Genomic DNA, 24,523 nt, shown 5'->3' on the forward strand with positions numbered 1-24,523 from the left:
CATGCGGAAGATACTCGTCGTCGGAGCCGGCCAGTCCGGACTCCAGCTCGCCCTCGGCCTGCAGTCGCACGGCTACGAGGTCACCCTGATGTCGAACCGGACCGCGGACGAGATCCGCTCCGGCCGGGTCATGTCGACGCAGTGCATGTTCGACACGGCACTGCAGCACGAGCGCGATCTCCAGCTGAACTTCTGGGAGTCCCAGGCCCCGAAGATCGAAGGACTCGGCGTCTCGGTCGCCGCCCCCGGCTCCTTCGACCCGGGCCCCTCCCAGCGTGCGATCGACTGGGTGGGCAGGCTCGACGGGTACGCGCAGTCGGTCGACCAGCGGGTGAAGATGGCCGGCTGGATGGAGACCTTCGCCCAGCGCGGCGGCCAGCTGGTCGTCCACGGCGCGGCGGTCGGCGACCTCGACTACTTCTCCCGCACCTACGACCTCGTCCTGGTCGCGGCGGGCAAGGGCGAGCTGGTGTCGATGTTCGCCCGCGACCCGGAGCGCTCCCCGTACGCCGAGCCGCAGCGCGCCCTCGCGGTGGCCTACGTGCACGGACTCGGCCCGCGCGCAGAGCACCCGGACTTCCACGCGGTGCGCTGCAACCTGGTGCCGGGCGTCGGCGAGCTGTTCATCATGCCGACCCTCACCACCTCCGGCCCCGCCGACATCCTCTTCTGGGAGGGCATACCCGGCGGCCCGCTCGACGTCTTCAACGGCGTCAAGGACCCGGCGGAGCACCTCTCCCTGACCCTGGAACTCATGGAGAAGTTCACTCCCTGGGAGTACGAGCGGGCCACGAAGGTCGAACTGACGGACGCCGGTGGCACCTTGGCCGGCCGTTACGCCCCGACCGTGCGGAACCCTGTCGGGCGACTTCCGGGTGGTGGTCTGGTGCTCGGAGTGGCCGATGTGGTCGTGGCCAACGACCCGATCACCGGGCAGGGCTCCAACTCCGCGTCCAAGTGCGCGGCGGCGTACCTCGCGTCGATCATCGAGCGGGAGGACAAGCCGTTCGACGAGGAGTGGATGCGCAGTACGTTCGACCGCTACTGGGCTACGGCGCAGCATGTCACCAAGTGGACGAATGCGATGCTGGCGCCGCCGCCGGAGCACATCCTGAACCTCATCGGTGCGGCGGGGCAGTTGCCGGCTGTGGCTGATCGTTTCGCCAACGGGTTCAACGACCCGGCCGACTTCGAGAACTTCTTCTACGACCCCGAGAAGACTCAGGCTTACTTGGCTTCCATGGCCTGATCGCCGTTGGGGCGGGGGGTTTCCGGCGGCTGCTGGTCCGTTGTGGCTTGTCGCGCAGTTCCCCGCGCCCCCAGGGGGTCGTCCGGGCGTACTGCGCCAAGTACCGGATAGGAAGCCACCGGCGAGAGCTTCACCTTCTCGCCCGGTCTGGGTGCTTGTACGACCTCTCCGTCCCCTACGTACATCGCCACGTGGGTCGCCTCGGGGAAGTAGACGACCAGGTCGCCGGGGCGGAGCTCCGCCAGCGGGATCCTCTTCAGCCGGGACCACTGTTCCTGGCTGGTGCGGGGGATCCGGGTGCCCGCGTGGTCCCAGGCCTGGGAGGTCAGGCCCGAGCAGTCGTAGGAAGCGGGGCCCTGCGCTCCCCACTGGTACGGCTTGCCGATCTGGTCCAGGGCGTAGCGGACCGCCTCGTTCCCCTCGGCGGACGGAGGCCGGGCCTCGTCGCCGAGGGTGCCCGAGGCCGTGAGCTTCTGCTGGGCGTCGGCGACCCCCTGCTGCTCCAGCCCGGCCACCGCGCTCAGCTGCTGCGGAGTGAGGCCGGCGAGGAGCCGTTCGACGTCGGTGAGCTTGGCCGTCACGTCGTCGCGCTCCTGCTTCTGCCGGTCGGCGAGGCCGAGCTGGGTGTCCAGGGCCTTGCGGGCCGCTCTGGCCAGCGCGTCCTTCTTCTTCTCCGCGCCGGTCAGCCGGGTCACCGTCCGGACGCGCTCGCGGGCCAGCTGTCCGATGACATGGCTCTCGTCCAGCGCGTGCTGCGGGTCGCGGGCGAGGAGCAGCCGGAGGTAGGGGGAGAAGTCGGTGCTGTTCTGATACTGCTGCCGGGCCAGGCGCCCGGCGTTGATCCGGCTGCCTTGCAGGGCGAGCCGGGCTTGGGCCAGTTCGGCGTCGACGCGGGCCACCGCGGCCTGCTGGAGCTTGAGCTTCTCCGCGGTGGCGTTGTAGGTCTCGGTGGCCTGCTCGGCCTGCCGGTACAGCTGCTGAAGGTCCGTCAGCAGCTGGGCGACGGACCGCTGCGGGTCGGGCGCGGCCGCTGCGGGTACGGGCGCGAGGACGGCCTGGGCCGCCGCCGTGGCCGTGCACGCCAGGCGCAGAAATACTCCTGACACGTCATCACCTCCGGTGCGGAGCGGGCGGGCCTTCCGCCCGCTTCCGCACCGTGATAATCAGACGTGTTCGCGCGGTGCACGGAGCATCTGTGCGCCGTTCGGCGCAGCCATCTCACCCGGTCGGGTCACCCGGCTTGCCGGATGTCGTATTGTCCGGCTTGGACCAGGGCCACCTGACGCGGCTGCCGCCCTGGTCGCCGGCGGGCTCGTACTGGTACTTCCACCCCTGGATCAGACCCAGCCGCTTGCTGTGTCCGCGCGGCACCCGGTGGTAGACGAGCACCGTGGGCGGGCCGCCGTCGGGGTCCGGGACGGGAATGCGGTACGTCTTCGGGGGGTGCCCGGTGGGGCCGACCATGACCGGCAGTACGCGCCCGTCCATGGGGCCGCCCTCGAAGGGGGTGTCCTGACTCTTCACCGCTTCAGTCTCGGCCATCGTCGGCGAGCGCGCCGACGACGGCGGCCGTCTGCGGGTCGCGGGCGGCGGTGACGGTGAGGACGGCCACGAACTGCTCGACCAGCCAGTCGCGCAGCTCCTGCACCGGGGGCTGCTTGTCCTCGTCCAGCCAGATCAGGGAGGCCGCCTCGACGGCCGTGATCCAGGTCCGTACGGTCATGCGCAGCCGCGGGCCGGGGTCGGTGACACCGAGGTGGCGGTAGATGTGCTCGGCGGCGGCCCGGCGGACCCCGTCCACGATGGCCGTGGTCCGCGAGGTCTCCACCACGCTGCCGCCCTGGAGCAGCGCGCTGAAGCCGGTGTCGTGCCCGTCGACGAAGCTCAGATAGCGGTCCAGGGCGCGGGACAGGCGGGGCAGCAGGGCGCCTTCGAGGGGCTCGTCGAAGCAGTGCTGCAGCTCCTCGGCGGCGGAGCGCAGCGCGGCCTCGTACAGCTGCTGCTTGCCGCCCGGGAAGTACCGGTACACCAGCGGACGGGAGACCCCGGCCGCCTCCGCCACGTCGTCCAGCGACACGTCCTCGGGGGCGCGGTGTGCAAAGAGGGTCAGGGCGGCGGTGAGCAGCTGGCTTCGTCGCTCCTCGACACTCAGTCGGCGGTAGGCGGGGGTGGGGGCCGGGGTCATGACCGGCAGCCTAATCGGCGTGAGGGCGCGGGGGGTGCAGGCGCCCGTAGGCCCAGGTCGAAGGCGCACCGGATGCCCACAACAGGCGATCTTGGTCATCGAAAACAAGCCATGCTGCGCGCGTCGCCCCGCGCGGGTTGCGCCGGTTGCGTGCCGCAAGATCGTGGGAGCCCGCCTCTACGTGAACATGCTGGAAAAGGCGCTGCAGTAGAAGACCGGGGCTTGAGTACGCGTACTCAGGCCCCGGCCGCCGTGAAGAGAAACGATGCTGTCATGAACACTCCTTCTGCGCAGCGCCACGACGAGCGTGCTGCGCCTTCCGGTGGAGGACTGGCCACGCGCGTCCTGGGTGCTGCCGGAACCGGTGCCGCTCTCACCTGCCTGTCGCTCGGGCTGGTGGACTCGGCGAACCGCTACGACAGCCGCACCTGCGCCAACGCACCGGACTTCTGCATGACGGTGTGGCCGGCCGTCTCGCTCCCCGTCGCGTTCGCCATCGCGCTCGTCGGGCTGGTCGTGGCGTATCGGCTTCTGGGCATCCGCCCCCGGCTGGCGGTGATCCCGCCGACGCTCCTGCTGGCGCCGTTCCCGCTGGACGCCGCGGAGTCGGTGGCCGGTCTGTGGCCGGCCACCGTCGCGGGAGCGGTGTGGGCCGCCGCGCTGGCGCTGACGGTATGGCGTCCCTACCGGATCCTGGGACTGTCCGCCGCGGCCGCGCTGCTCCTCGGCTCCTTCGTCGTTGTGTACCGGTAGGGGCCTGATTTCGGTCAACTGCGGTCGGTAGCGAATGTTTTGCGCCAGCGGGAGTGAAGAGCGAACTAAGGTGACCCTGCACGCGACGGATCTTGACCAATCCATCGCCGTGCACGCCAGTCAGCAGGCGACCGGGGGAACAGTGTCGCCACGGGGGAGAGATACATCGTCATGCCGCGATGCCGCTCATGTGTGCGTGTCTTTTTGTCGTCGTGCTCCAGGAGCCGTTGACACGCCGAGGTCCGGCTGCGCGGCGGCTTCGACGGCTTCGCCAGGACAGTGACCCCCCTCCTCGCCAGACAGGGCGTCAGCCTCGCTCAGGGCTGTGTGCTGAACGTGTACGGCCCTGGCGGGACCACGTTGCACCACTACGACACCACTGTGGAGAAAACCTCTTGATGCGCAGATCTCTCGCCTCAGCCCTCCTGGCCACAGCCTCTGCCGGGGCCCTTCTGCTGGGCGCGGGTCCGGTGGCACACGCGGAGGGACCCACTCCGGAGCCGTCGGCCACGACCACCCAGGAACCCACCGCAGAGCCGACGGCAGGCTCGTCGACGGCGGATCCGGTGAAGCCGGTGATCGCCGAATACGACGGGCGGAAGGTCAACCTCGCCAAGTCCTGGGAAGGCGCCAACATCTGCACGGAACTTCCCGGCGGGGAGTTCCACTGCTACGACACGGACGCGGAGTCCCTGGCGGACCCTGCTCTCCCTGCCAAGGTCCGCAAGGACAGCCTCAAGGCCGCCAAGCTCGCGGCTGCTTCCGACCCCCACGACACCTGCACCTCCGACTACTGGTGTCTGTATGCGGACCCCAACTACAAGGGCAGGCGTCTGCAGTTCTCCAGCGACGGCAAGAAGAACCTCGCCGACTACGGATTCCGCGACCAGGTCAGCTCGGCCTTCTACTGGGTGGCTCGCTGGCCGCTCAACTACGGATACGCGACGATCTGGGACTCCCGTTCGTGGCCGCTGCACGACCGGCAGCGTGACCTCGTTCCCCCGCACGGCTGGGCGAACTTCAAGAACATGGACTACCCCGGCGGCGGCGACTGGAACGACAAGGTCGACGTCTTCGAGGTCAAGCGGTGACGTGCGGGCGAGCAGCCTGACCGTGCCACGCTGACGAGGTCGGGGGCTGCGGCTACGCCAGCAGCCCCGACGACCTCCACAGCCGTCGCCCCGCACCCCTGAGCACACCGATGTCGTCCAGGAAGTCGGTCAGCCGCTTCGCGCCGGTCTGCATGACCTCCCGGCGGTGTCCGCTGGCCTTCACCTGGGCCATGGCCTCCCGCTTGTCGAGGCCGACGTTGGTGTACACCTCGGGGTTGACGAAGGCCACCGAGAAGATGCGGGCGAACTCGCCGGACGTGACCCGGGTGAACTCCTGGGACCACTTCGGTGCCGTCAGCATCTGGCGGCGCAGCTCCTCGCGGGCGTAGCGGACGTGCCGGGCCTCCTCGACCACGTGGATGCGGGTGACGCCGCGGATCAGCGGCTGCACCCGCTCGTCCGGGAAGGTCAGCCGCTGCATCCAGTCCAGCACCTCCTCGCCGAGCAGCGTCGCCGTGAAGGAGCCGGGCGTCGTCGAGATCGTCTTGAACAGGCGGCCGAGGTTCAGGTGGGCCCGGCTCACCGGGTACCAGGGGGCATCGCCCCGCGCGATCAGCCGCGCGAACATCTTCGAGTGCCGGCACTCGTCCTCGATCTCGGTGAGGGCGTACCGCACATGCGCGCTCGTCGCCGCCTTGTCGTAGATGTGCCGGACGAGCAGCTGCATCAGGATGAGCTCGAACCAGATCCCGAGCGAGGCCAGCGCCGCGGCCTCGTGCTGGGAGAGCAGGATCCGCTGCTCCTCGCTCATCCGCCGCCACAGCGGGGTGTCGTAGAGCGAGACCAGCTCCGGCGGCCAGAACCACTTGCCCTCCTCGAAGGGCGCGTCCCAGTCCAGCTCCTTGTCCGGGTCGAAGGAGTGCTTGGCGGAAGAGACGAGCAGCCGCTCGGCCACCTGTTCGCGGTCCTTGAGCAGGCCGAGCGCGTCGCGCAGTCCGTCCAGCGCGTCCGCGTCCGTCAGGGTCGTCATGGCTCCCTCACCTCGTTACCCGGGGGTACGTCGTCCGCCTCTTATGAGACTGCTTGTCAGCAAGACCGTCAATCCCTTGCACATGACTTGTTGACTCGGCGTCTACGTGTGAGCCTGCGAGGTATGCCGACCTACGACCTGTACGCCAGCGAGCCCGGAGACTCCCCCTGGCAGGTGCCCGCGACCGGCGCGGCCCGGTTCAGCTGGGAATACGACGAGGGCCGGGACCGCCTGCTCGCCCTGTACCAGAAGGGCAAGGACAAGCAGTGGGACGGACGGACGCGCATCGACTGGGACCTGGAGGTCGACCCGTACGACCCGCTGGGCACCCCCGACGAGTCGATGTCGCTCTACGGCACCCCGTACTGGGCCAAGCTCTCCGACAAGGACAAGGGCGACCTGCGCCGGCACTACGCCTCCTGGCAGTTCAGCCAGTTCCTGCACGGCGAGCAGGGCGCGATGATCTGCGCGGCCAGGATCGTGGAGTCGGTGCCCGACATGGACGCCAAGTTCTACTCGGCGACCCAGACGATGGACGAGGCCCGGCACGCCGAGATCTATGCCCGCTTCCTGCACGAGAAGATCGGGATGCTCTACCCGATCAACGACAACCTCCAGTCCCTCCTCGGCGACACGCTCCGCGACAGCCGCTGGGACATGCCCTACCTCGGCATGCAGGTCCTCATCGAGGGCCTGGCCCTCGCCGCGTTCGGCATGATCCGCGACACCACCACCAAGCCGCTGCCCAAGCAGATCCTCGCCTACGTGATGCAGGACGAGGCCCGGCACGTGGCCTTCGGCCGCATGGCGCTGCGCGACTACTACCAGCAGCTCACCGACGCCGAACTGCGTGAGCGCGAGGAGTTCGTCATCGAGGGCTGCTACCTGATGCGCGACCGGCTGCGCGGCGTCGAGGTCCTGGAGAACTTCGGCATCCCCCGGGCCGAGGCGGAGCAGTTCAGCGAGAACTCCGAGTTCCTCCAGCTCTTCCGGCGCCTTCTCTTCAGCCGCATCGTGCCCTGCGTCAAGGACATCGGCCTGTGGGGCAAACGGCTCCAGCAGGCCTATGTCGACATGGGCGTCTTCGAGATGGGCGACTCCAGCCTGGACCTGCTGATGGCCCAGGACGAGGAGATCGCCGAGCAGCTCGACGCCGAACGCTTCGCCGCGGAGGAGCAGGAGCGGGTGGCGGAGGTGCGGGAGGCGATCGAGTCGGGGGCTGCCGAGGCCTGACCGCCGCCGGGTGCGGTTCCGGCCGGTTCACCCGGGTGCAGTAGCGTGCTGGCGTGTCCATGCCTCCGCCGCCGCAGCAGCCGCAGTACCCGTACGGTCAGCAGCCCCCGCAGGCCCCGCCGCCTCCGGGTCCGTACGGCTCCCCGTACCCCCAGCAACAGCCGTACCCGCAGCAGCCGTACCCCGGGTGGGGCATGCCGCCCATGGGCCCGCCGCCGAAGAAGCGCCGGGTCGGGCTGGTGCTCGGGATCGTGGGCGGGGTCCTCCTCCTGCTCGTCGGGGGCCTGGTGGCCCTGGGCGTGATCGGGATGAAGATCGAGGCCGGCTTCCCCGAGGCGAAGAACAAGCTCACGCTGCCCAAGACCCTGCTCGACCAGAAGTACGACCTCGCCGACGACCTCTCCGACAGCGAGGGCCGGAAGATCAAGAACGAGGTCGACGGCTCCTGGGACGCCAAGGTCACCGACTCCGTGGTGGGCCGTTACAGCCCGGGCGGCGACGACACCAAGGGCACCCTCGTGGTGTCCGGTCTCTACGGGCGGTTCCAGAACACGACCAAGGGCCGCAACAACATGCTCAAGGGGGTCGGCGAGGCCGACGGCGTGACGGTGGCAGAGCCCAGGAGGGATCTCACTCCGTCCGGCACGGACACCACCATCAGCTGCGAGGTCGTGGTCCAGAAGCGGTCCAGTGCGACGCTGACCTACCCGGTCTGTGCCTGGGCGGACGGCAACACGGCCGCCGTGGTGGTCCAGGTCGACACGAGCGCCCTGACGGCCTCCTCCGCGGACGTGGACCTCGAAGCCGCCGCCCGGGACACCGCCAAGGTCCGCGCGGAGATGCTCAAGCCGATCGGCTGACCGTCACCGCGTCCTGCACCCACCACAGCACGGTCATCGCCTCGGCGACCCGCTCGACCCACTCGGCGAGTTCGCGAGCGGCGGTCGTCTGCGTCATGACCGAAGAACGGCCCGCATCACCTCCTTCGCGATCGGCGCCGCGTCCCCGCCCCCGCTGATCTCGCCCCGGTCCGCCGAGGCGTCCTCGACCACCACCGCTACCGCCACCTTCGGTTCCAGGTCGGCGTCGGCCTGCGCCCAGGAGACGAACCAGGCGTACGGCACACCGGAGTTGCCGACGCCGTGCTGGGCGGTGCCGGTCTTGCCGCCGACCGTGGCGCCGGGGATGGCCGCGTTGGCGCCGGTGCCCTCGCGGACCACGTCGGTCATCAGCTCCCGCAGCCGTACGGCCGTCGACGGGCGCATCACCTGACGGTCGGGCCGTACCCCGCCGCCCGCGATCGTCTCGCCGCCCCTGCGGGTGGTCCGCTCCACCAGGTACGGCGCCCGCAGCCGGCCGCCGTTGGCCACGGCCGCCGCGACCATCGCCATCTGCAGCGGGGTCGCCCGCGTGTTGTACTGCCCGATCGAGGACAGGGCCAGCTGCGCCTTGTCCACATGGGTGTCGAAGGTGCTGGGGGAGACGGAGAAGGGGATCCGCAGCCGGGTGTCGTTGAAGCCGAACGCCTGGGCCGTGGCCGACATGTTCGCCGCTCCGACGTCCACGCCCAGCTTCGCGAACACCGTGTTGCACGACCACTCGAAGGCCTCCCGCACCGGTGCGTCGGTGCAGCCGTCGCCCTCGTTGGTCAGCCTGGTGGTGGTACCGGGCAGCCGGTAGGGGTCGGGGGAGTCGGTCTTCGCGTCCAGGTCCGTGACCACACCCGCGTCCAGCGCCGCCGCCGCGGTGACCACCTTGAAGGTCGAACCCGGCGGATAGGTCTGCCGTACCGCCCGGTTGAGCATCGGCCTTTCCGGGTCGTGGTTGAGCCGCTCCCACGCCGAGGCCGTCGCCTCGCTGTTGCCGGACAGCGCGGCCGGGTCGTACGACGGCGTCGACACCAGCGCCAGGATGCGACCCGTGACCGGATCGATCGCGGCCACCGCGCCCTTGCGTCCGGCCAGTTTCCGGTACGCCGCCCGCTGCGCGCCCTGGTCCAGGGTGGTGACCACGTCCCCGCCGGGGCTGGGCCCCCGCGTCATGTCGTTCCACAGCGGGAAGGGCGAGAGCATCGGGTCGCTGCCGGAGAGCACTGCGTCCTCCGCGCCCTCCAGGAGCGTGGTGCCGTACAGCTGTGAGGCGAAGCCGGTGACCGGCGCGTACAACGGGCCGTCCCGGTAGGTACGTTCGTAGCGCAACTGCTCGCCGGTGTCCGTGGACCCGGTGACCGGCTCGCCGCCGACCAGGATGTCGCCGCGCGGCTGGTGGTAACGGGCGATCGTGGGGCGGCGGTTGGCCGGGTTGGTGCCGTAGGAGCCGGCCTGGACGACCTGAACACGGGCGGCGTTGACGAGGAGGGCCACCAGCAGCAGGGCGCAGAACGCCCAGGCGTGCCGGATGTACCTGGCCATCGGCCGGCCGTTCGCGTACTCGCTCACGGGGCCTCCCGCCCGTCGTACTGGCGGCGGGCCGAGTCGCTCACCCGGATCAGCAGGGCCACGATCGCCCAGTTGGTGACGACCGAGGAGCCGCCCTGGGCGAGGAACGGCATCGCCATGCCGGTCAGCGGGATCAGGCCGGTGACCCCGCCCGCGATCACGAACACCTGGAGCGCGACGATCGAGGCGAGCCCGACCGCGAGGAGCCGGCCGAAGGGCTCGCGCAGGGCGAGGCCCGCGCGGTAGCCGCGCTCCACGAGCAGGGCGTAGAGCAGGAAGACCGCCGCAAGACCGGCGAGGCCCAGCTCCTCGCCCGCCGTCGCCAGGATGAAGTCCGACTTGGCGGCGAAGCCGATGAGGATGGAGTGGCCGAGCCCCAGCCCGGTGCCGAGGACACCGCCCGCCGCGAAGGCGAACAGGGACTGGGAGAGCTGGTTGGGGCCGAGCCCGGCCTCGATCGTCGCGAAGGGGTGCAGCCAGTCCTCGATCCGGCCGCCCACGTGCGGCTCGAGGCGGCCGACGGCGAACGCGCCGAGCACCGCGAGCACCAGGCCGACCGCGATCCAGCCGGTGCGGCCGGTGGCGACGTACAGCAGGACCACGAACAGGCCGAAGAACAGCAGTGAGGTGCCGAGATCCCGTTCCAGGACCAGGACGCCGACGCTCAGCAGCCAGATCGTCACGATCGGGCCGAGCACCCGTCCGGTCGGGAACTGCATCCGCCACAGCCGGCGGCCCGTGTAGGCGAGCGCGCTGCGGTTGGCGGCCAGGTAGGCGGCGAAGAACACCGCGAGCAGCACCTTCGCGAACTCGCTCGGCTGGATGGAGAATCCGGCGATCCGGATCCAGATGCGGGCGCCGTTGACCGCCGGGAACAGGATCGGCAGCAGGAGGAGGCCGAGGGCCGCGACCACACAGACGTAGGAGTAGCGCTGGAGGACCCGGTGGTCGCGCAGCACCAGGATGACGAGAGTGAACAGGCCCATCCCGAGCGTGGACCACACCAGTTGGGCGGGGGCCGCCCGATCGCCCGGCGTCTCCAGGTCCAGCCGGTAGATCAGCACCAGGCCGAGGCCGTTGAGCAGCACGCCGATGGGGAGGGGGAGCGGGTCGGCGTAGGGCGCCCGGATGCGGACCGCGAGATGCGCGAACAGAGCCAGCACGCCGAGCCCGGCGCCGTAGCCGACGGCACCGGGCGGGACGGCGCCGGTCCTCGCCACCCCCACGGCGCAGTAGCCGTACACCGACAGCAGAACGGCCAGCACGATCAGGGCGAGTTCGATGCCACGGCGCCGGGGGAGGCGTACGGCGGGGGCTGATGCCTGCGTCGCCGCCAGGGTGGTTCCGGCCTTGGTCATGTCCGGAACTTACCCACATAGGGGGTGTTGTGAGGCCAACCTCGGGTTTCGCGCCCCAAAGGGGCGCGGGGCTGTATCCATGTGCGGCTCCGCCGCGTGGGCGCGACCAGCCACACACAACCCGCACCCCGCAGATCACCCGCAGCCCCGAGTCCCTACCGGCCCTCCGCCCAAGGCAGCCTCAGCGTCGCAACCGCCCCTCCATCCACGGCATTGGCAAAGGCCAGCGCAGCGCCCAGTACCTCCGCCTGCCCCAGCGCAATGGTCAGCCCCAGCCCATGCCCCTTCGCCCCGCCCTCGGTACGGAACCGCTGCGGCCCGTGCGCCACCAGGTACTCCGGATACCCGCCTCCGTGGTCGCGCACGGTCACCACGGGCCCGTCGACCGTCAAAACCACCGGAGGGCCCCCGTGCTTGTGCGCGTTGGCCACCAGATTCCCCAGCACCCGCTCCAGGCGCCGCCGATCGGTCTCCACCCGGGCGTCCCGCACGATCCGCACCTCGGTGTCCGTACCCGAGGCCCGCACCACCCGCCGGGCCAGTGCACCCAGCTCCTCGGTGTCCACCTCCAGCTTCTCCCGGCCGGTGTCCAGACGGGAGATCTCGAGCAGGTCCTCGGTGAGCGTGCGCAGCGCCGCCACCCGGTCCCGCACCAGCTCGGTCGGCCGGCCCGGCGGCAGCAGCTCGGCCGCCGCGTGCAGCCCGGTCAGCGGGGTGCGCAGCTCATGCGCCACGTCCGCGGTGAACCGCTGCTCGCTCAGCAGCTTGCTCTGCAGCGACGAGGCCATGGTGTCCAGCGCGGCCGCCACCACGGCCACCTCGTCCTGGGGGCGGGTCGGGTCCTTCGTACGGGGATCGTCCACGCGGGCGTCCAGATCGCCCGCGGTGATCCGCCGGGCCACCCGCGCGGTGCCGTGCAGCCGGCGCGTCACCCGGGTCACCGCGAACGCGCCGACCAGTACCGTCGCCCCGATCGCCAGCGCCGACGACCCCAGGATCGACTTGTCGAGCCCGGCGATCGTGCCGGACTGCTGCGAGTAGTCGACCTCCACCGCGAGCGCGTGATGGTCCTCGGCCGGACCGGCCGCCCACATGGTGGGCCGCCCCCGGTGCGAGGAGACCATCGTGCCGCGGTCCCCGGCCAGCGCGAGCGTCCGCAGCGGCGTGGGCAGCCCCTCGGGGTCGACCGCCGCACCCGGCAGCAGCGCGTCCCCGGCCTCGTACGCCTCGGTGGCGTCCTGCAGCCGGGACAGCGCCAGGTCACGGGCCTGGCCGACGGTCTGGTTGGTCACCGACACATGCACCAGGACACCGAGCAGCGCGGCCAGCGCGCAGCACATCACCGTGATGAACGTGGCCGCCTTCACCGCGAGCGTCCCCGTCCACCGGGGCACCGCCAGCCTCACGGCGTGCCCGCCGGCGGGGAGACGTCGGGAGAGATGCTGGCGGAGGTGCTGGCGGAGGGGGCGGGCGTGTGGCTGTGCCGGCCCTTGCCGGTGCGCAGGAACTCGTCCCGGGAGAACACCATCGCCCGCTGGTCCGGGTCCCAGGCCCAGGTGGTGCGGTACTCGTACCCGGAGATCCCTGCCGGGGAGCGGACGATCACCGCCCGCCCGGCCAGTTCGACCCCGATGATCGCGTCGTTGTCGGCCAGCACCTGCACCAGCTTGTGGTGCTCGACCGTGTAGACCCGTACCGCCGTCTGGTTGGTCGGATACAGCCGGAAGCCGACGGTCATGTCGTCCCGGCCGTCCCCGTTCAGATCCCGGTAGTACGCCTTCAGCAGCGGACAGCGCGCCCGGTCCCCGCCGGGGGCGCACTCCTTCATCCGGTCCACGGTCGCGTGGTACGCCCCCTTCGACCCGTAGTCGGCCGGATGCGCCGCGATCTCGGCCTGGACGACGTCCACCGGATCGACCTTGCGGATGTCGTCGCCGGGCACGGCGATGCCCTTGACGGTCTCCCTGGCCGCCTCGTCGTAGGGGTAGGCCGGGCTGGACGCCGGTCTGAGGTCCGGCCAGAGCTTCGCCGGGCTGATCGCGGTCGGGGTCGTCCCGGCCCCCTCCAGGCCGCCCGCGTCCCCGCAGGCCGCCGCCGTCACCCAGAGCAGGGCGACGGCGGCCGCGACGAGGGCGGTGCGCACGGGGCGACGGGCTGACACGGTGCTCCTGGGGCTTCGGGGACGATCGTGGCCCCGTACACCTTATTCGTAGGGAAGTCCTTTTTGCGCACCAAAGGAGGTGCTGGAGCAGAGGCTACTCGGCCAGTTCCTCCAGGAGGCGGGCGGTGGTCAGTCCCGCGCGCAGGTAGTCGACGAACAGCTCGTTGTGCAGCGCCCACGGGGAGCGCCTGGCCCGGATCAGGGCGATCGCCTCCTCGGGGGTGCGGCCCCGCCGGACCAGGGCGTGCGCGACGACCAGACCCGAACGGTTGTACCCGTGGTAGCAGCGCACCAGGACCGAGCGGCCGCAGTCCAGCGCCTCGTTCGCCGCCCGCGCCAGCCGCATCACCCCCGCGAGCTGGGTCCCGTCCAGCGGGCCGTCCGGAATCGCCCAGACGTGATGCTCGGCCCTCGGACCGGGCCCGTACCCGGGCAGCTCCAACAGCGTCTGCACCACATCGAACTCGTCCCGTACGAAGGCGAACTCCAGCCGTCCCGACCGGCCCAGGAACTTGTGCCCGCCCATCCACAGGCCGGGCTCGATCTCGCTCCACGGGCGGTCCGGAGCCGGTACGCGGTGCTGCTGTTCGTGGGTCCGCAACGCTGCCTCCCCAACTCCCCTCACAGGGCCACCCTCCAAAGTAACGGGGTTCTTGCCCCATGAGCACCCCTCCTGTTCCCATGGTCGAGGGGTGATGGCGCATGAGCGGACTGCGCGTGGTGCCGACCTGGCGGCACGGCCGAGAACGGCTGTACGTCTGCGGCCCGGACGGAAGCAGTGTCGCCTGGTACGACCGTGAGACGGGCCGGGTCAACCTGATCGGCGAGGAACACCGGGAGGACGTACTCGAAGCCCTGAAGCCGTTCCTGACCGGCCCGGTGACCGTGGGCCCGCCCCCGGTCCCGACCCCCGCGGAACTGGCCCGGCTGACCCTGCACCCGGACGACGACCTGGCACCCAACCGCCCCGGTGAGGCCCTGCTCATCGCCCTGGACCGCGACCCGGGCCCCGCCCGCAGGATCCGCCCCGACCTGCGCCGGCGCGCCCTGACCGCCGAGCAGACGGTCGGCGAGGCACTGGACCGGATGGAGGAGGCGGGCTGGCACGCCCTGCACTCCATCCCGCTCCCCGGCGGCAACCGCATCCACCACCTGCTCATCGGCCCCGGCGGCCTCTTCGCCGTGCACGCCCTGTACGCCCGCAAACAGCGGGTCCTGGTGGCCGACCCGATGGTCACGGTGGGCCGCCGCGAGCCCGAGCCCCTGCTCCGCCACCTCCGCGCCGACGCCGACCGCGCCTCCTACGCCCTGACCGCCGAGGTCCGCCCGGCCCTGGCCCTGGCGGGCCCGGCCGACCTGAGGATCACGGCCCCGCCCCGCGGCGTCCGCATCCTCCAGGTCCCCGAGCTGCCGACTCTCGCCGCACCGGGCGGGGTCCTGAAGCCGGCGGACGTGGAGGCACTGCACGCGATGGCGAGGGACCGGAACACGTGGGGGAGGGTGTAGGCGGGGTCACGGTGCAGGCGGGCTCGCGCACATCAGCCGGCCCGGCGTTCGAGGGAGGAGGCCCGACACTCGGCTCGTTTGGCGTATGGGGTGGAGGCCGGACATCCGGTCCGTTTGGCGTCTGGGGAGTATGCCGGACACCCAGCCCGTCCGGTGTATGGGGAGGAGGCCTGGCACTCGGCCCGTTTGGTGTCTGGGGTGGAGGCCCGACATCCAGCCCGTCCGGCGTTTGAGGACAAGGCCCGTTCAGGGCCGGAGCGGGGGTCTGGGGGCGGTAGCCCCCAGCAGGGGTGGCAGGGGACGGAGTCCCCTGGTCGGGACGGGTAGGGGCGGCGGGGGCGAGAACCCTCCTCAGGGCAGCGACACCGACCGCCGCGGATCCAGCAACCCGGCCAGCAGATCCCCATGATCCTGCACACGCGGCGCAATGTCATCGGCCACAAACTCCAGCTGCGCAGGCACCCGGCAGTCCGCGACCTCCTCCCACCTCACCGGCGCCGACACCAGCGGAACCCGCCGCGCCCGCAGCGTGTAGGGCGCCGCCGTCGTCTTGCGCGCAGCGTTCTGGCTCCAGTCGACAAACACCTTCCCCGGCCGCAGACTCCTCGTCATCCGGTGCACCACCAGCCGCGGCATCGCCCGCTCGGCCTCCACCGCGAGCGCCTTCGCGTACTCACTCGTCCGCTCGGACGAACTCCCGCGCACGGCCGCCAGCAGATGCAGCCCCTTCGACCCGGCCGTCTTCGCGTACGCCTCGATCCCGTCCGCCGCGAGCCGCTCCCGCAGCCACAGGGCGACCTCGCAGCAGTGGACGATCGTCGCGGGCGCGCCGGGATCGAGGTCGAAGACCAACCGGTCCGCCTCGTCCGGCGCCTGGACCAGCCACTGGTGCGTGTGGAACTCGGTCACCAGATTCGCCGCCCAGACCAGACTCGCCAGGTCCTGTACGACGACCATCCGGGCCGGCCCCTCGGACCGCGGCACCTCGGCCGTCGTCACCCACTCGGGCGTGCCCGGCGGCACGTTCTTGGTGAAGAACACCTGTCCGTCCGGCCCGTCCGGATAGCGCAGGAAGGACACGGCGCGGTCCCGCAGATGCGGCAGCACCACCTCGGCGGTGGTCGCGTAGTAGTGCAGCAGCTCCCCCTTGGTGAAGCCGCTCTCCGGATACAGCACCTTCTCCAGGTTGCTGAGCGCGACCCGCCGTCCCTCCACCTCTGTGATAGGCGTCATAGGATGACACTCCCAGACATTTGGCCACGTAACACCAGAAACCGAAAGGAAGGCTGCTGCACGTGCGATCCATATGGAACGGCGCCATCTCCTTCGGTCTCGTCAGCATCCCGATCAAGCTGGTGAACGCCACCGAGAGCCACTCGATCTCGTTCCGCCAGATCCACACCGAGGACAACGGCCGCATCCGCTACCGCAAGGTGTGCGAGCTGGAGGACCGCGAGGTCAGCCAGGCGGAGATCGGCAAGGGATACGAGGACGCGGACGGCTCGATCATCCCGATCACCGATGACGACCTCGCCCACCTCCCGATCCCGACCGCCCGCACGATCGAGATCGTCGCCTTCGTGCCGGGCGACCGGATCGACCCGCTCCAGATGGACGCCGCCTATTACCTTGCCGCCAGCGGAGCCCCCGCCGCCAAGCCGTACACCCTGCTGCGCGAGGCCCTCAAACGCAGCAACAAGATCGCCATCGCCAAGTACGCACTGCGCGGCCGGGAACGCCTGGGCATGCTGCGCGTGGTCGGCGACGCCATCGCCATGCACGGCCTGCTCTGGCCGGACGAGGTACGCGCCCCCGAAGGCGTGGCGCCGGACACGGACGTCACCGTCCGCGACAAGGAACTGGATCTCGCGGACGCCCTGATGGACACCCTCGGCGAGGTCGACCTGGACGACCTGCACGACGAGTACCGCGAGGCGCTGGGGGAGGTCATCGCCGCGAAGGCGGCCGGTGAGTCCCCGCCCGAGGCCCCCGAGCCCGCCGCCGGCGGCAAGGTGCTCGACCTGATGGCGGCCCTGGAGAACAGCGTGCGCGCGGCCCGCGAGTCCCGGGGTGCGGAACCGGCCAAGGAGGCCGAGGTCAGCCCCCTGGCCCGGCGCCGGACCACCACCCCCAAGGAGACGGGCGGCAAGAAGTCGACGTCGGCGGCGACGAAGAAGGCCGCCGCCAAGAAGACCACGGCCCCGAAGAAGTCGACGACCGCCAAGCAGACGACGCAGAAGACGACGGCCAAGACGACAGCCAAGACGACGGCGACGGCGAAGAAGACCGGTCCGAAGAAGACGCCGGCAAAGAAGACGACAGCACGCAAGCGCTCGGCGTGACCGGGGGGGGAGCATCACGCCCCCCCAGGACGGACCCCCCAGGACGGACCCCCGAGGACTGACCCCCGAGGACTGACCCCCGACGACGACCCCCGAGGACGGCCCCCCGGGGGGAACGGACCGGAATTCCTACCCCTGAAGTGCGGTGATTCGGGCACGATGAGGGGGTGACATACGTGGTGACCGTGGCCATGGCCCCTCCCAAGGGCGCTCTGGAACTCGACGTGCTGCAGCGGGAGGGCGTCATCTTCCTGTTGCGGAAGGGGTTCGACTCGCTCGAGGCGATCGAGGGACCCGACGGGATGGAGATCGAGTTGATGGACGACGTCATCGCCGCCCATCCCGGAGGAGTCCTGCTGAAACTCTTCGTGGACGCACCGGCACTGGAATTCGCGGAGGGCGCCGCCCGTGAGGTCGTGGCAGAACTCCTGGAACGAACCGAACCGCTCGCCGACTGGCAGATCACCCGCTGCGCAGTGGAACTGAACTCCGAACTGCTCCAGGAGAGCCTGGACGCGGCCGACGGCCCCGACGCCCCGCCGGCCGACCCGGCGGAACGCGCCCGGCGCCATGCGGCAGCGGCGCCCCCCGCGACACCGGGCGGCCCGGACGCGGCCGAAGCGAAGGCCATGCGCGCCACCCTCCGCGCGCTGGCCCCGGGCCTGAAGGCCTTCCCCCTGGACGTCTTCGGCTACTGCTCGGCCCCCGAGGAGCGGACCGTCGGCCGAGAGGCCGCGGAGGTCGCGGCCGGCGCCGTCATCTACGCCATCGACCTGCTGATCGACGAACTGTTCACGGACCTGGCCGCCCTGGAGGAGGACGGCCCGACGGTCGCGGAGAGCGACACCGCCTTCATGATCCTGGACGACCTGCCCCCGCAGTACGCCGTCGAGTACACGGTCCTGTTCGTCCGCCGTCTGGTGGTCACGGCGGTGTCCCTGACGGGCCGCCTCACCCAGCCGCAGTTCGGCCAGGTGAACTGCGTGGCCGAGGAACTCCTGCTGGGCCTCCTCCTCACCCAGGCCGAGGTGATGGCCGACATGTACGGCCTCCTCACCGAGGAGGTCACCACCGCCCTGGAAACCTTCGCGGACGGCGTGCACGAGAACGCGGCCCTCGACCGCCTGGACGTCGTACCCACCCGAGCGGGGGACTGGTTCACCCCCCTCGACGACGAACGATCCGTCCATCCCTACGCCGCGAACGACGAGGAGGAGACCCTACAGGGACTGGCGGAGTAGCCCCAGCACAAGAGGAGTCCCACAGAGCGGCGAACTCCCCGCTCCACACCGGGAGTTGACCGCACAGAGGCGACGACGAGCTGGACCTGGCGTGCTCGGCGGGCAAACAACAGGACCCCGCACTCAGCGAACTCGCTGACGGCGGGGCCGTGCCGCACTTACACGATGTGCGGTTGGCGGCCTGGTCCGCAGGCTGGGGAACCGCTGTCCCAGCAGACCTCACCCAGTAGTCCGGCAGCACCCGGAAAGACACTGGACGCAAGATCGTGGGGTCGGCCATGATCCCGGCGTGCACATACCGAGACGATATGCCGAGGTCCTCGCCGCAACCTTTCTGGCGGCAGTGCTGGCCGGCTGTTCAACGCCACGCTCCCAGCCTTCGCCGGCGGCCATGGGCTCGGCGGCTTCATCTCCGTCGGCCCCTGCAACCCCCTCCTCGACCTCGGGTGCACCTGCGTCTGGGGTGGGAGCACAGCTCATGGCCACCATCCTGCCGGTACCGGCAGGCGCGCATGCCTGGACCGACCGCAACGGCGCGCTGGACCTGGACGGCTTCGCCCACGGACTCTTCGCCGCGCACGCCGTCTCGCGGGAGAAGGCCGTGCTCGTGCGCCGACGCTTCGCCGCGGCCGCGCGGCAGGGCTGGATCGGTACGGATGGAAGCCAGGCCGACATCTTCCTCGTTCGGTTCGCCGCGCCCACCGGCGCCGAGAGCATGTACAAGTCCATGGCACACACCTGGCAGACCAGCAGCACGCCGCACCGGCAGACCTTCGCGGACCCCGCGGACCACGCCACCGGTTCCGTCCTCAGCACCCTCGACAGCCTCGGCAACGCCGGTGTCAAACTGATCAGCGTCCGCAACAACCTGTTCGTCTACATCCACTACTTCACCGCCGCGACCCCCGACCGCAGCGGGGCGCAGAAGCTCCTCCATCGCCAACTCGACGCCCTCGACAAGTAGGAGGCGCCCCCTCGCCCTCGCCGACGGTCAGGCGGGCGGCAGGCGGCTTCCGGGCCCGGCATCAGGACAACCCGAGGGCGGCCGGAGGCAGGCGGCTGTGCCGGTGCCCCTCAGTAGGAGCCGGCTCTCCTCGCAGGCGCCCGTGCGTGCCCCCCCCGCGCTCTGACGACTCGTAGTGGGCGGGGTCGCCCGGCGCTGGTGCGAGCCCTCGCCTATCCCGGACGTCACCTGCGACGATGCTCCAAGATCCCGTCCACGCCTCGTCCCAGACCCCGACATACGGCGGCTCCGGGCCGCATACGCCTGCACAAACGCGAAGACCCCGGCCTCAGCGTTTCCGCTGGTGACGGGGTCTTTGGGCACCTCATGATCGGGTGCCCCCGGCAGGATTCGAACCTGCGCACACGGCTCCGGAGTGATTGTGCCGATCGCCCCGCATAGCTCTCTGACCTGCGGCGGAGTCCGCCAGCTGGTGCCAGCGGCACAGACTGTGTCGGAGGTGTGTCGGGCGCCTACCGCCCGCAGGCCTCGAACCTGCGGCCAAGGGCTTAGAAGATGCGGGCAGGCCTTGGTGGGCTGGGACGCCGTCACTTTGCCCGTACCGCGCTGGGCTGTCGAGCGCCGCCGCCGTCAGCGCTGCCGTCGGCAGCAGCTCTTGTGAGCCCCGCATTAGGAGTTCGATCCCGCTCGGGCGCAGCTGCGGTCCACCGCGCGCACAGGTGTCGGACGTGGCTGTCGGCCGTCGCGGCTGTCCGCCCTCGTTGATGTCACCGTTGGATGTCAGCGGAACAGTTCTGGCGCCGGGCAGACCTCCCGCGGCCGTCGTTGTCGGTTGGCGTCGCGCGGCCTCGTACGGCCCATAGACGGCCGACTTCACCCTGGGTGCCACGGCTCGCTGTGGAGGGCACTGAATGCCCCGAAGACGTCCGCTTGGCGGATCTTACTTTCAGCGCGGGACGTCGGAAGGCCACTTCCCCTCTTCCTTCAAGTGAGCGACCTGCGTATCGGTCAGCATCTCGACACGCAGGCCCTCAAACTCTCCCGATCCGTCGCCGGGGTCGTCCACCCACATGCACTCACGACCACTTGCCCACGGTTCCCAACCTGCGTCGCCGACAAGGACCGTTCGCTCCCGATGGTAGGAGTAGCACCATACGTAGTCGTCGATCCGATCAAGAGATATCTCGTCGATCGCCGTACGCACACGGAATCCTATGGGATCGTTCAGTTCACGTTGTGTCTTTTCTTGATCGGCGTAGTAGGAATCTATTCCGATCTTGACCTTCGCCGCTGGAGCGGGCCGGACGTCGGTAGAGTTGCTACAGCCGACTATCAGCGCAGCGCTGATCACCGCACAACAGCGCAGAAGTCCACGCACGAGTCCCCTCCCGGCCTGACAAAGGAGCCGTAGAGTAGCGGCTCCGAAGCTTGCCGCGCAGGTGAACACTGCTGCCGGTGGCGGGCCACGGCCCCCACACTTTGCAGTGATCCCTGAGGTTCTGGGCTGGCTCGCCCGCCACCTGCGCTGCTGGTCCGCAGGCGTCCGCGCTTGTCCGGGCTGTTCGTCGCGGTTGTCACGCAGTTAGACACTCACTGCCGCTATGTGCTGGCGCCGTGCAGTCGGTAGAGAGGCACCTGATCCATAGCTCTAGCCGGATCGGCCAGGAGTGACTATTCCGGCCGCTGCGGGGCTCGGGAGGGACACTACTGGACGGGTGCGGTTGCGGTACTGCGCTGCTGTACAGCAACTGACGTTCCTGGACTGTCTACGTGGAAGCCACTGCTCACTAGCATTGCCCGCATGGGCCACGAAGCGCATGAGATCAAATCAGGATCGTCGGCCGAGGCTGGCGTCAAGGCGACAACCGGCGTAATCGTCGCGACAGTCGGGATGTTCAATCCAGTAGCCGGCATCGCCCTTGGGGCCCTGAAGGAGTACCTCGACGCCCCGGTCCTGGGACTCATCGAGAGAGAACGTGCGCGTCGCGAAGAGCGAGCGGCACGAGCACTCCAAGCAGGCTCAGAGGAGGCCCAGCGGTCTCTGAACCGCCTTGTTCAGACAGTCGAGACCAGCCCAGATCTGCTGGCCTTGATGTCGGAGACCGTCCAGGCCGCTATGGAGACACCCCTTGCAGAGAAGATCGTTGCGCTCGGCAGGTGCCTGGGGCGCGGTGTGCGCGACGAGGCCTCAGTCGACGCGGAGCGCCTCCGCGTGCGGGGCCTCGCAGGAATTGAGGCCCCTGAGGTCAAGCTACTCGAAGTCCTCGCTAAGGAGACACACCCGACGCCAGAAGGTTGGTATCAAGAGCGTTTCCCCGGGTGGAGGCACCCGGAGATCCTCACCGAACTCCCTGGGTTCGCCAAGGTGCTGGACGCCTCGATCGCTCGTCTCGCCGCGGAGGGAATCATCAAAGATGACGGCATAGGCAGAGTTGCTATGAGCGATGACGATCCAACCGAGATGTGGATCCTCACGAACTTCGGAAGAGATTGCCTTTCGCTGCTCCAGGCGGTTTCCCCGGGAGAGTAGTGCGCAGGAGTGGGCTTGTGGGTGAGCACGTCTGGATGCGATCAGTAGCCGAAGTTCTGATATCGCACGCCTGCGATCTGCGGCTCCGTCATTGGTCGGCGTTCTGACCAGCGGCGGAGCCGTTGTCGTCTGTCAGCGTTGGTGGTCGGTGAGCACCCCCGCACGGCCCAGGGACGGCCCGGACCGCTACGTCAGAGGCATCGGCAGTCAAGAGGGGCGCACGCGCCATAGCGGCGATTCTGTCTGATTCGTGCTGCTGCTTGAGCTGCGCGTATACCATTACGCTGCGCTCCTATGGGGAAAGCTATGCGCCTGTACTGGGGATATGTCGCGGTTGGGGCACTCGTCGTCGCGTGGACCCAGCGATGGGCCCTCCCGATCATCGCCGCCTTGTCCGTTGCGGTCTTCGCCTACGCTTCCTTCCAGGTGCCGGTCTGGTGTGGGGCGGTCAATCGGGACGGTCGGACCTACTGCCGGAACAACGCTTACGGCGTACTGATGGGGTGCCGAAACCGCCAGCATCGTTGGCAGAAGCTTAAGATGATCGTGTTGCGGAGCAAAGTCGGGGACGTGAGTCGTGCCGTTTTCCCGACCGCGAAGGAGAAGTTCAACGCCTTCTTGGCCGTAGCCGGCCTGCTCTCCGCGATCGCAGCAGTGATCGTCCCCGTCTTCACCGGTGACTGATCGCCCGCACACCTCGGGCCGTGGCGTGCAGTTTGAAAGCCGTCGTGCCATGCTCACCGGGCAGGTTGGTGTGGTTGCTGTACTCCGGTTCAGCAGCGGTGCTGTCAGTCGCGCCCACGGTTGGCCCAGGTAGGGATGCCGTACGACCCCTAATAATCCAGACTGGAAGGTGTCTAATCCTTACGGCCACATAGCGCCCTTGGAATGCCAATGAATCACAGGTTGCAGCGTGTTGCCATTCTCTGCGATGTCCCACTTCTGCGACGGGGAATTCAGTATGCTCTGAGTGCGGCAGCCGATCTGCAACTTGAGATCTTCTCATCAAGAGGAGGTGAAACGGCACTAAAAAGCAAAAGTGAGTCTGAATTGCCGGACGTTGTGATCCTTGTTCCGTCGGCTTTCGATGTTATCCATGAAGGAATTTCTCATCTGTGTCACCGCGGATGCAGAGTGATCGTTCTGTCTTCCTCGACGATACAGTGTGATGCAATGACGGCAATTCACGCGGGAGCGCGCGGGTATCTAGACCATGATGTCGAAGAGTCGGAATTGCTCACGGCAATCCGAACAGTTGCATGCGATCGAACCTACATTTCCGCGAACGTCACGCAACTCCTCGGCGTTAACGCGAGCATCACCGGACGGGAAAGACAGATTCTGGAACTTCTTGCAGCCGGATATACGGATCGAGAGATTGCAAGAAAGCTGCAAATAAGTGAGCATACGGTGCATTCGCATTTAGATCGACTGCGAGCGAAGACTGGACTGAGGCGACGGGCGGATCTAACTCGCCTCGCGCTGAAACATGGGATGCCGAAGTGAATCGTGTGGGTAGTTCCACCTGTAGCGTGGGTAGCTCTTCCCCTTTCTCCTCCTAGGGCATCAGAGCAGACTGAGGTTGATCGGCATGACGTGTTTGTGGCCGATGGGGTGGGCTCCGTTTCGAGGGGGCGGACCTCAGCGACACCCGCAGGGGATGATCATGAAAAAGAGCGTAGTGCACGGCATCAGTGTAGGTACGGCGTCATGCATGATGACTGGTGTTTGTGGCTTCGTCGCAAGCCAGGCGAGTGCAGCGCCCGCCGCGCCTGTGAAAGTAGTGGCCAAACTAGCTCCTCGTGCGAGCTACGACATACCCGCAGATGTGGCTTCATGCGTAGCGGCCACGGCGAGTGAGACTATTGCTGCGGGAAAGGGGATAGGGTCAGGGTTCAAGTTCGTTAAGCTGATCTCAACGCGGGTCGCGGTTAATGAAACGACGAGGCGCATCCCAGAGGCTGTCGGCAAGAAAGCCGGAGAGCAAATCCTCAGGCAGTTGCTCAGCGACAAAAACCTGGTTCAATCCCTTGCGCCCACAAAAGAAGACGTCGTAATCTTCACCATCGCAACTGGGGCTGCAATTGTTGGCGGGTGGGTGCCGGTAACGGTTGGGGCTATCATCGTAAAGGCCAAATGCTTCCCTGCGCCTGCATACCACAAGATGCGCAACAAGAGTCACAAGGAGAGTGGTCTCCTTGGCCTCTTGTTGCACAATGCTGGAACGGGCACCACGGGTACGACGCAGACGCCGCCAACGGGTACCGCGCAGACGCCGGCGGGTACGACGCAGACTCCGCCGACCAGCACCACGGGTACGACGATTGGCACGACGCAGACGCCGCCGACCGGCACCACCGCTGCACCGTTGGGTACGACCACGACGTCACCTAGCGGTGTTCCGTTCGTGCAACTTGGGGGCACACCGCCGACCAGCACGACGCAGACGCCACCGACCAGCACCACGGGTACGACGCAGAC

General features: G+C 69.0%; 23 protein-coding genes and 1 pseudogene. 12 read left to right on the forward strand and 12 right to left on the reverse strand.

Annotated features, from left to right (window positions below; genetic code table 11):
- Nucleotide 1 precedes the first annotated feature (1 nt).
- Nucleotides 2-1,249, forward strand: coding sequence for a styrene monooxygenase/indole monooxygenase family protein (locus tag AQI88_RS24030; RefSeq protein WP_067002916.1), 1,248 nt, complete (start codon nt 2-4; stop codon nt 1,247-1,249).
- Here AQI88_RS24030 and AQI88_RS24035 read toward each other — a convergent pair.
- The 3 genes from AQI88_RS24035 to AQI88_RS24045 form a co-directional block, all read right to left on the reverse strand.
- Nucleotides 1,228-2,355 (reverse strand): C40 family peptidase, encoded by a 1,128-nt coding sequence (locus AQI88_RS24035; protein WP_079057760.1) that lies wholly within the window; start codon nt 2,353-2,355, stop codon nt 1,228-1,230. The genes AQI88_RS24030 and AQI88_RS24035 overlap by 22 nt on opposite strands.
- A gap of 112 nt (nt 2,356-2,467) precedes the next feature.
- Entirely contained in the window at nt 2,468-2,773 is a 306-nt protein-coding gene (locus tag AQI88_RS24040) for a hypothetical protein (RefSeq protein WP_067002918.1), read from the reverse strand.
- Between the two features lie 4 nt (nt 2,774-2,777).
- A complete protein-coding gene (locus AQI88_RS24045; RefSeq protein WP_067002920.1) occupies nt 2,778-3,434 on the reverse strand; it encodes a TetR/AcrR family transcriptional regulator in 657 nt (218 codons plus the stop codon).
- Nucleotides 3,435-3,707: 273 nt separating this feature from the next.
- Here AQI88_RS24045 and AQI88_RS24050 point away from each other — a divergent pair, with 273 nt between their 5' ends.
- Together AQI88_RS24050 and AQI88_RS43475 are read left to right on the forward strand one after the other, a co-directional pair.
- Nucleotides 3,708-4,187: a hypothetical protein gene (locus tag AQI88_RS24050; RefSeq protein WP_067002922.1), complete on the forward strand. Its 480-nt coding sequence runs from the start codon at nt 3,708-3,710 to the stop codon at nt 4,185-4,187.
- A 575-nt stretch (nt 4,188-4,762) separates the two neighbouring features.
- A complete protein-coding gene (locus AQI88_RS43475) occupies nt 4,763-5,278 on the forward strand; it encodes a peptidase inhibitor family I36 protein (protein WP_425264576.1) in 516 nt (171 codons plus the stop codon).
- Nucleotides 5,279-5,330: 52 nt separating this feature from the next.
- Here the strand turns inward: AQI88_RS43475 and AQI88_RS24060 are convergent, their stop codons facing one another.
- Nucleotides 5,331-6,269: an AurF N-oxygenase family protein gene (locus AQI88_RS24060; RefSeq protein ID WP_067002926.1), complete on the reverse strand. Its 939-nt coding sequence runs from the start codon at nt 6,267-6,269 to the stop codon at nt 5,331-5,333.
- A 123-nt stretch (nt 6,270-6,392) separates the two neighbouring features.
- On the opposite strand from AQI88_RS24060, the gene AQI88_RS24065 reads away from it, so the two are divergent.
- Together AQI88_RS24065 and AQI88_RS24070 are read left to right on the forward strand one after the other, a co-directional pair.
- Entirely contained in the window at nt 6,393-7,502 is a 1,110-nt protein-coding gene (locus tag AQI88_RS24065) for a ferritin-like domain-containing protein (protein ID WP_067002928.1), read from the forward strand.
- A gap of 59 nt (nt 7,503-7,561) precedes the next feature.
- The gene (locus AQI88_RS24070; protein WP_317936537.1) at nt 7,562-8,362 is read left to right on the forward strand and encodes a hypothetical protein; all 801 of its coding nucleotides are present in this window, start codon (nt 7,562-7,564) and stop codon (nt 8,360-8,362) included.
- On the opposite strand, the gene AQI88_RS47870 is transcribed toward AQI88_RS24070, so the two are convergent.
- From AQI88_RS47870 to AQI88_RS24095, 6 genes are all read right to left on the reverse strand, one after another.
- Nucleotides 8,346-8,459 (reverse strand): DUF3291 domain-containing protein, encoded by a 114-nt coding sequence (locus AQI88_RS47870; protein ID WP_244184285.1) that lies wholly within the window; start codon nt 8,457-8,459, stop codon nt 8,346-8,348. The genes AQI88_RS24070 and AQI88_RS47870 overlap by 17 nt on opposite strands.
- Nucleotides 8,456-9,913, reverse strand: a complete 1,458-nt coding sequence (locus AQI88_RS24075) for a penicillin-binding transpeptidase domain-containing protein (RefSeq protein ID WP_107118652.1) — start codon at nt 9,911-9,913, stop codon at nt 8,456-8,458. The genes AQI88_RS47870 and AQI88_RS24075 overlap by 4 nt, the downstream gene beginning before the upstream one ends.
- A gap of 23 nt (nt 9,914-9,936) precedes the next feature.
- Complete coding sequence (locus AQI88_RS24080) at nt 9,937-11,298, reverse strand: FtsW/RodA/SpoVE family cell cycle protein (RefSeq protein ID WP_067002934.1); 1,362 nt, start codon at nt 11,296-11,298, stop codon at nt 9,937-9,939.
- A gap of 155 nt (nt 11,299-11,453) precedes the next feature.
- Entirely contained in the window at nt 11,454-12,704 is a 1,251-nt protein-coding gene (locus tag AQI88_RS24085) for a sensor histidine kinase (RefSeq protein WP_067002936.1), read from the reverse strand.
- Nucleotides 12,701-13,459 (reverse strand): hypothetical protein, encoded by a 759-nt coding sequence (locus AQI88_RS24090; RefSeq protein WP_067002938.1) that lies wholly within the window; start codon nt 13,457-13,459, stop codon nt 12,701-12,703. The genes AQI88_RS24085 and AQI88_RS24090 overlap by 4 nt, the downstream gene beginning before the upstream one ends.
- A gap of 94 nt (nt 13,460-13,553) precedes the next feature.
- Nucleotides 13,554-13,985 (reverse strand): protein-tyrosine phosphatase family protein, encoded by a 432-nt coding sequence (locus AQI88_RS24095; protein WP_107118653.1) that lies wholly within the window; start codon nt 13,983-13,985, stop codon nt 13,554-13,556.
- 176 nt (nt 13,986-14,161) lie between these two features.
- Between AQI88_RS24095 and AQI88_RS24100 the strand changes: the two genes are divergently transcribed.
- Nucleotides 14,162-14,965 carry a nuclease-related domain-containing protein gene (locus AQI88_RS24100; RefSeq protein WP_067002942.1) on the forward strand — a complete coding sequence of 268 codons (804 nt, stop codon included), beginning with the start codon at nt 14,162-14,164 and terminating at the stop codon, nt 14,963-14,965.
- Between the two features lie 351 nt (nt 14,966-15,316).
- Here AQI88_RS24100 and ligD read toward each other — a convergent pair whose 3' ends face one another.
- Complete coding sequence (gene ligD, locus AQI88_RS24105; protein WP_067002943.1) at nt 15,317-16,198, reverse strand: non-homologous end-joining DNA ligase; 882 nt, start codon at nt 16,196-16,198, stop codon at nt 15,317-15,319.
- A gap of 62 nt (nt 16,199-16,260) precedes the next feature.
- Between ligD and ku the strand changes: the two genes are divergently transcribed.
- From ku to AQI88_RS24120, 3 genes are all read left to right on the forward strand, one after another.
- Nucleotides 16,261-17,307 carry a non-homologous end joining protein Ku gene (gene ku / locus AQI88_RS24110; protein ID WP_067002945.1) on the forward strand — a complete coding sequence of 349 codons (1,047 nt, stop codon included), beginning with the start codon at nt 16,261-16,263 and terminating at the stop codon, nt 17,305-17,307.
- Nucleotides 17,308-17,474: 167 nt separating this feature from the next.
- Nucleotides 17,475-18,548: a hypothetical protein gene (locus AQI88_RS24115; protein WP_067002947.1), complete on the forward strand. Its 1,074-nt coding sequence runs from the start codon at nt 17,475-17,477 to the stop codon at nt 18,546-18,548.
- Between the two features lie 478 nt (nt 18,549-19,026).
- Nucleotides 19,027-19,512 carry a hypothetical protein gene (locus AQI88_RS24120; RefSeq protein ID WP_067002949.1) on the forward strand — a complete coding sequence of 162 codons (486 nt, stop codon included), beginning with the start codon at nt 19,027-19,029 and terminating at the stop codon, nt 19,510-19,512.
- Between the two features lie 946 nt (nt 19,513-20,458).
- Here the strand turns inward: AQI88_RS24120 and AQI88_RS46040 are convergent.
- Nucleotides 20,459-20,890 (reverse strand): hypothetical protein, encoded by a 432-nt coding sequence (locus tag AQI88_RS46040; RefSeq protein WP_159050385.1) that lies wholly within the window; start codon nt 20,888-20,890, stop codon nt 20,459-20,461.
- Nucleotides 20,891-21,313: 423 nt separating this feature from the next.
- On the opposite strand from AQI88_RS46040, the gene AQI88_RS24125 reads away from it, so the two are divergent.
- From AQI88_RS24125 to AQI88_RS47090, 3 genes and pseudogenes are all read left to right on the forward strand, one after another.
- Nucleotides 21,314-22,042, forward strand: a complete 729-nt coding sequence (locus AQI88_RS24125) for a hypothetical protein (protein ID WP_067002951.1) — start codon at nt 21,314-21,316, stop codon at nt 22,040-22,042.
- Nucleotides 22,043-23,215: 1,173 nt separating this feature from the next.
- The gene (locus tag AQI88_RS49105; protein ID WP_425264577.1) at nt 23,216-23,548 is read left to right on the forward strand and encodes a response regulator transcription factor; all 333 of its coding nucleotides are present in this window, start codon (nt 23,216-23,218) and stop codon (nt 23,546-23,548) included.
- 160 nt (nt 23,549-23,708) lie between these two features.
- Nucleotides 23,709-24,523 (forward strand): annotated as a pseudogene (locus tag AQI88_RS47090) (hypothetical protein); the annotation flags it as partial.

This window comes from Streptomyces cellostaticus, assembly GCF_001513965.1.
In the GTDB taxonomy this organism is placed as follows: domain Bacteria; phylum Actinomycetota; class Actinomycetes; order Streptomycetales; family Streptomycetaceae; genus Streptomyces; species Streptomyces cellostaticus.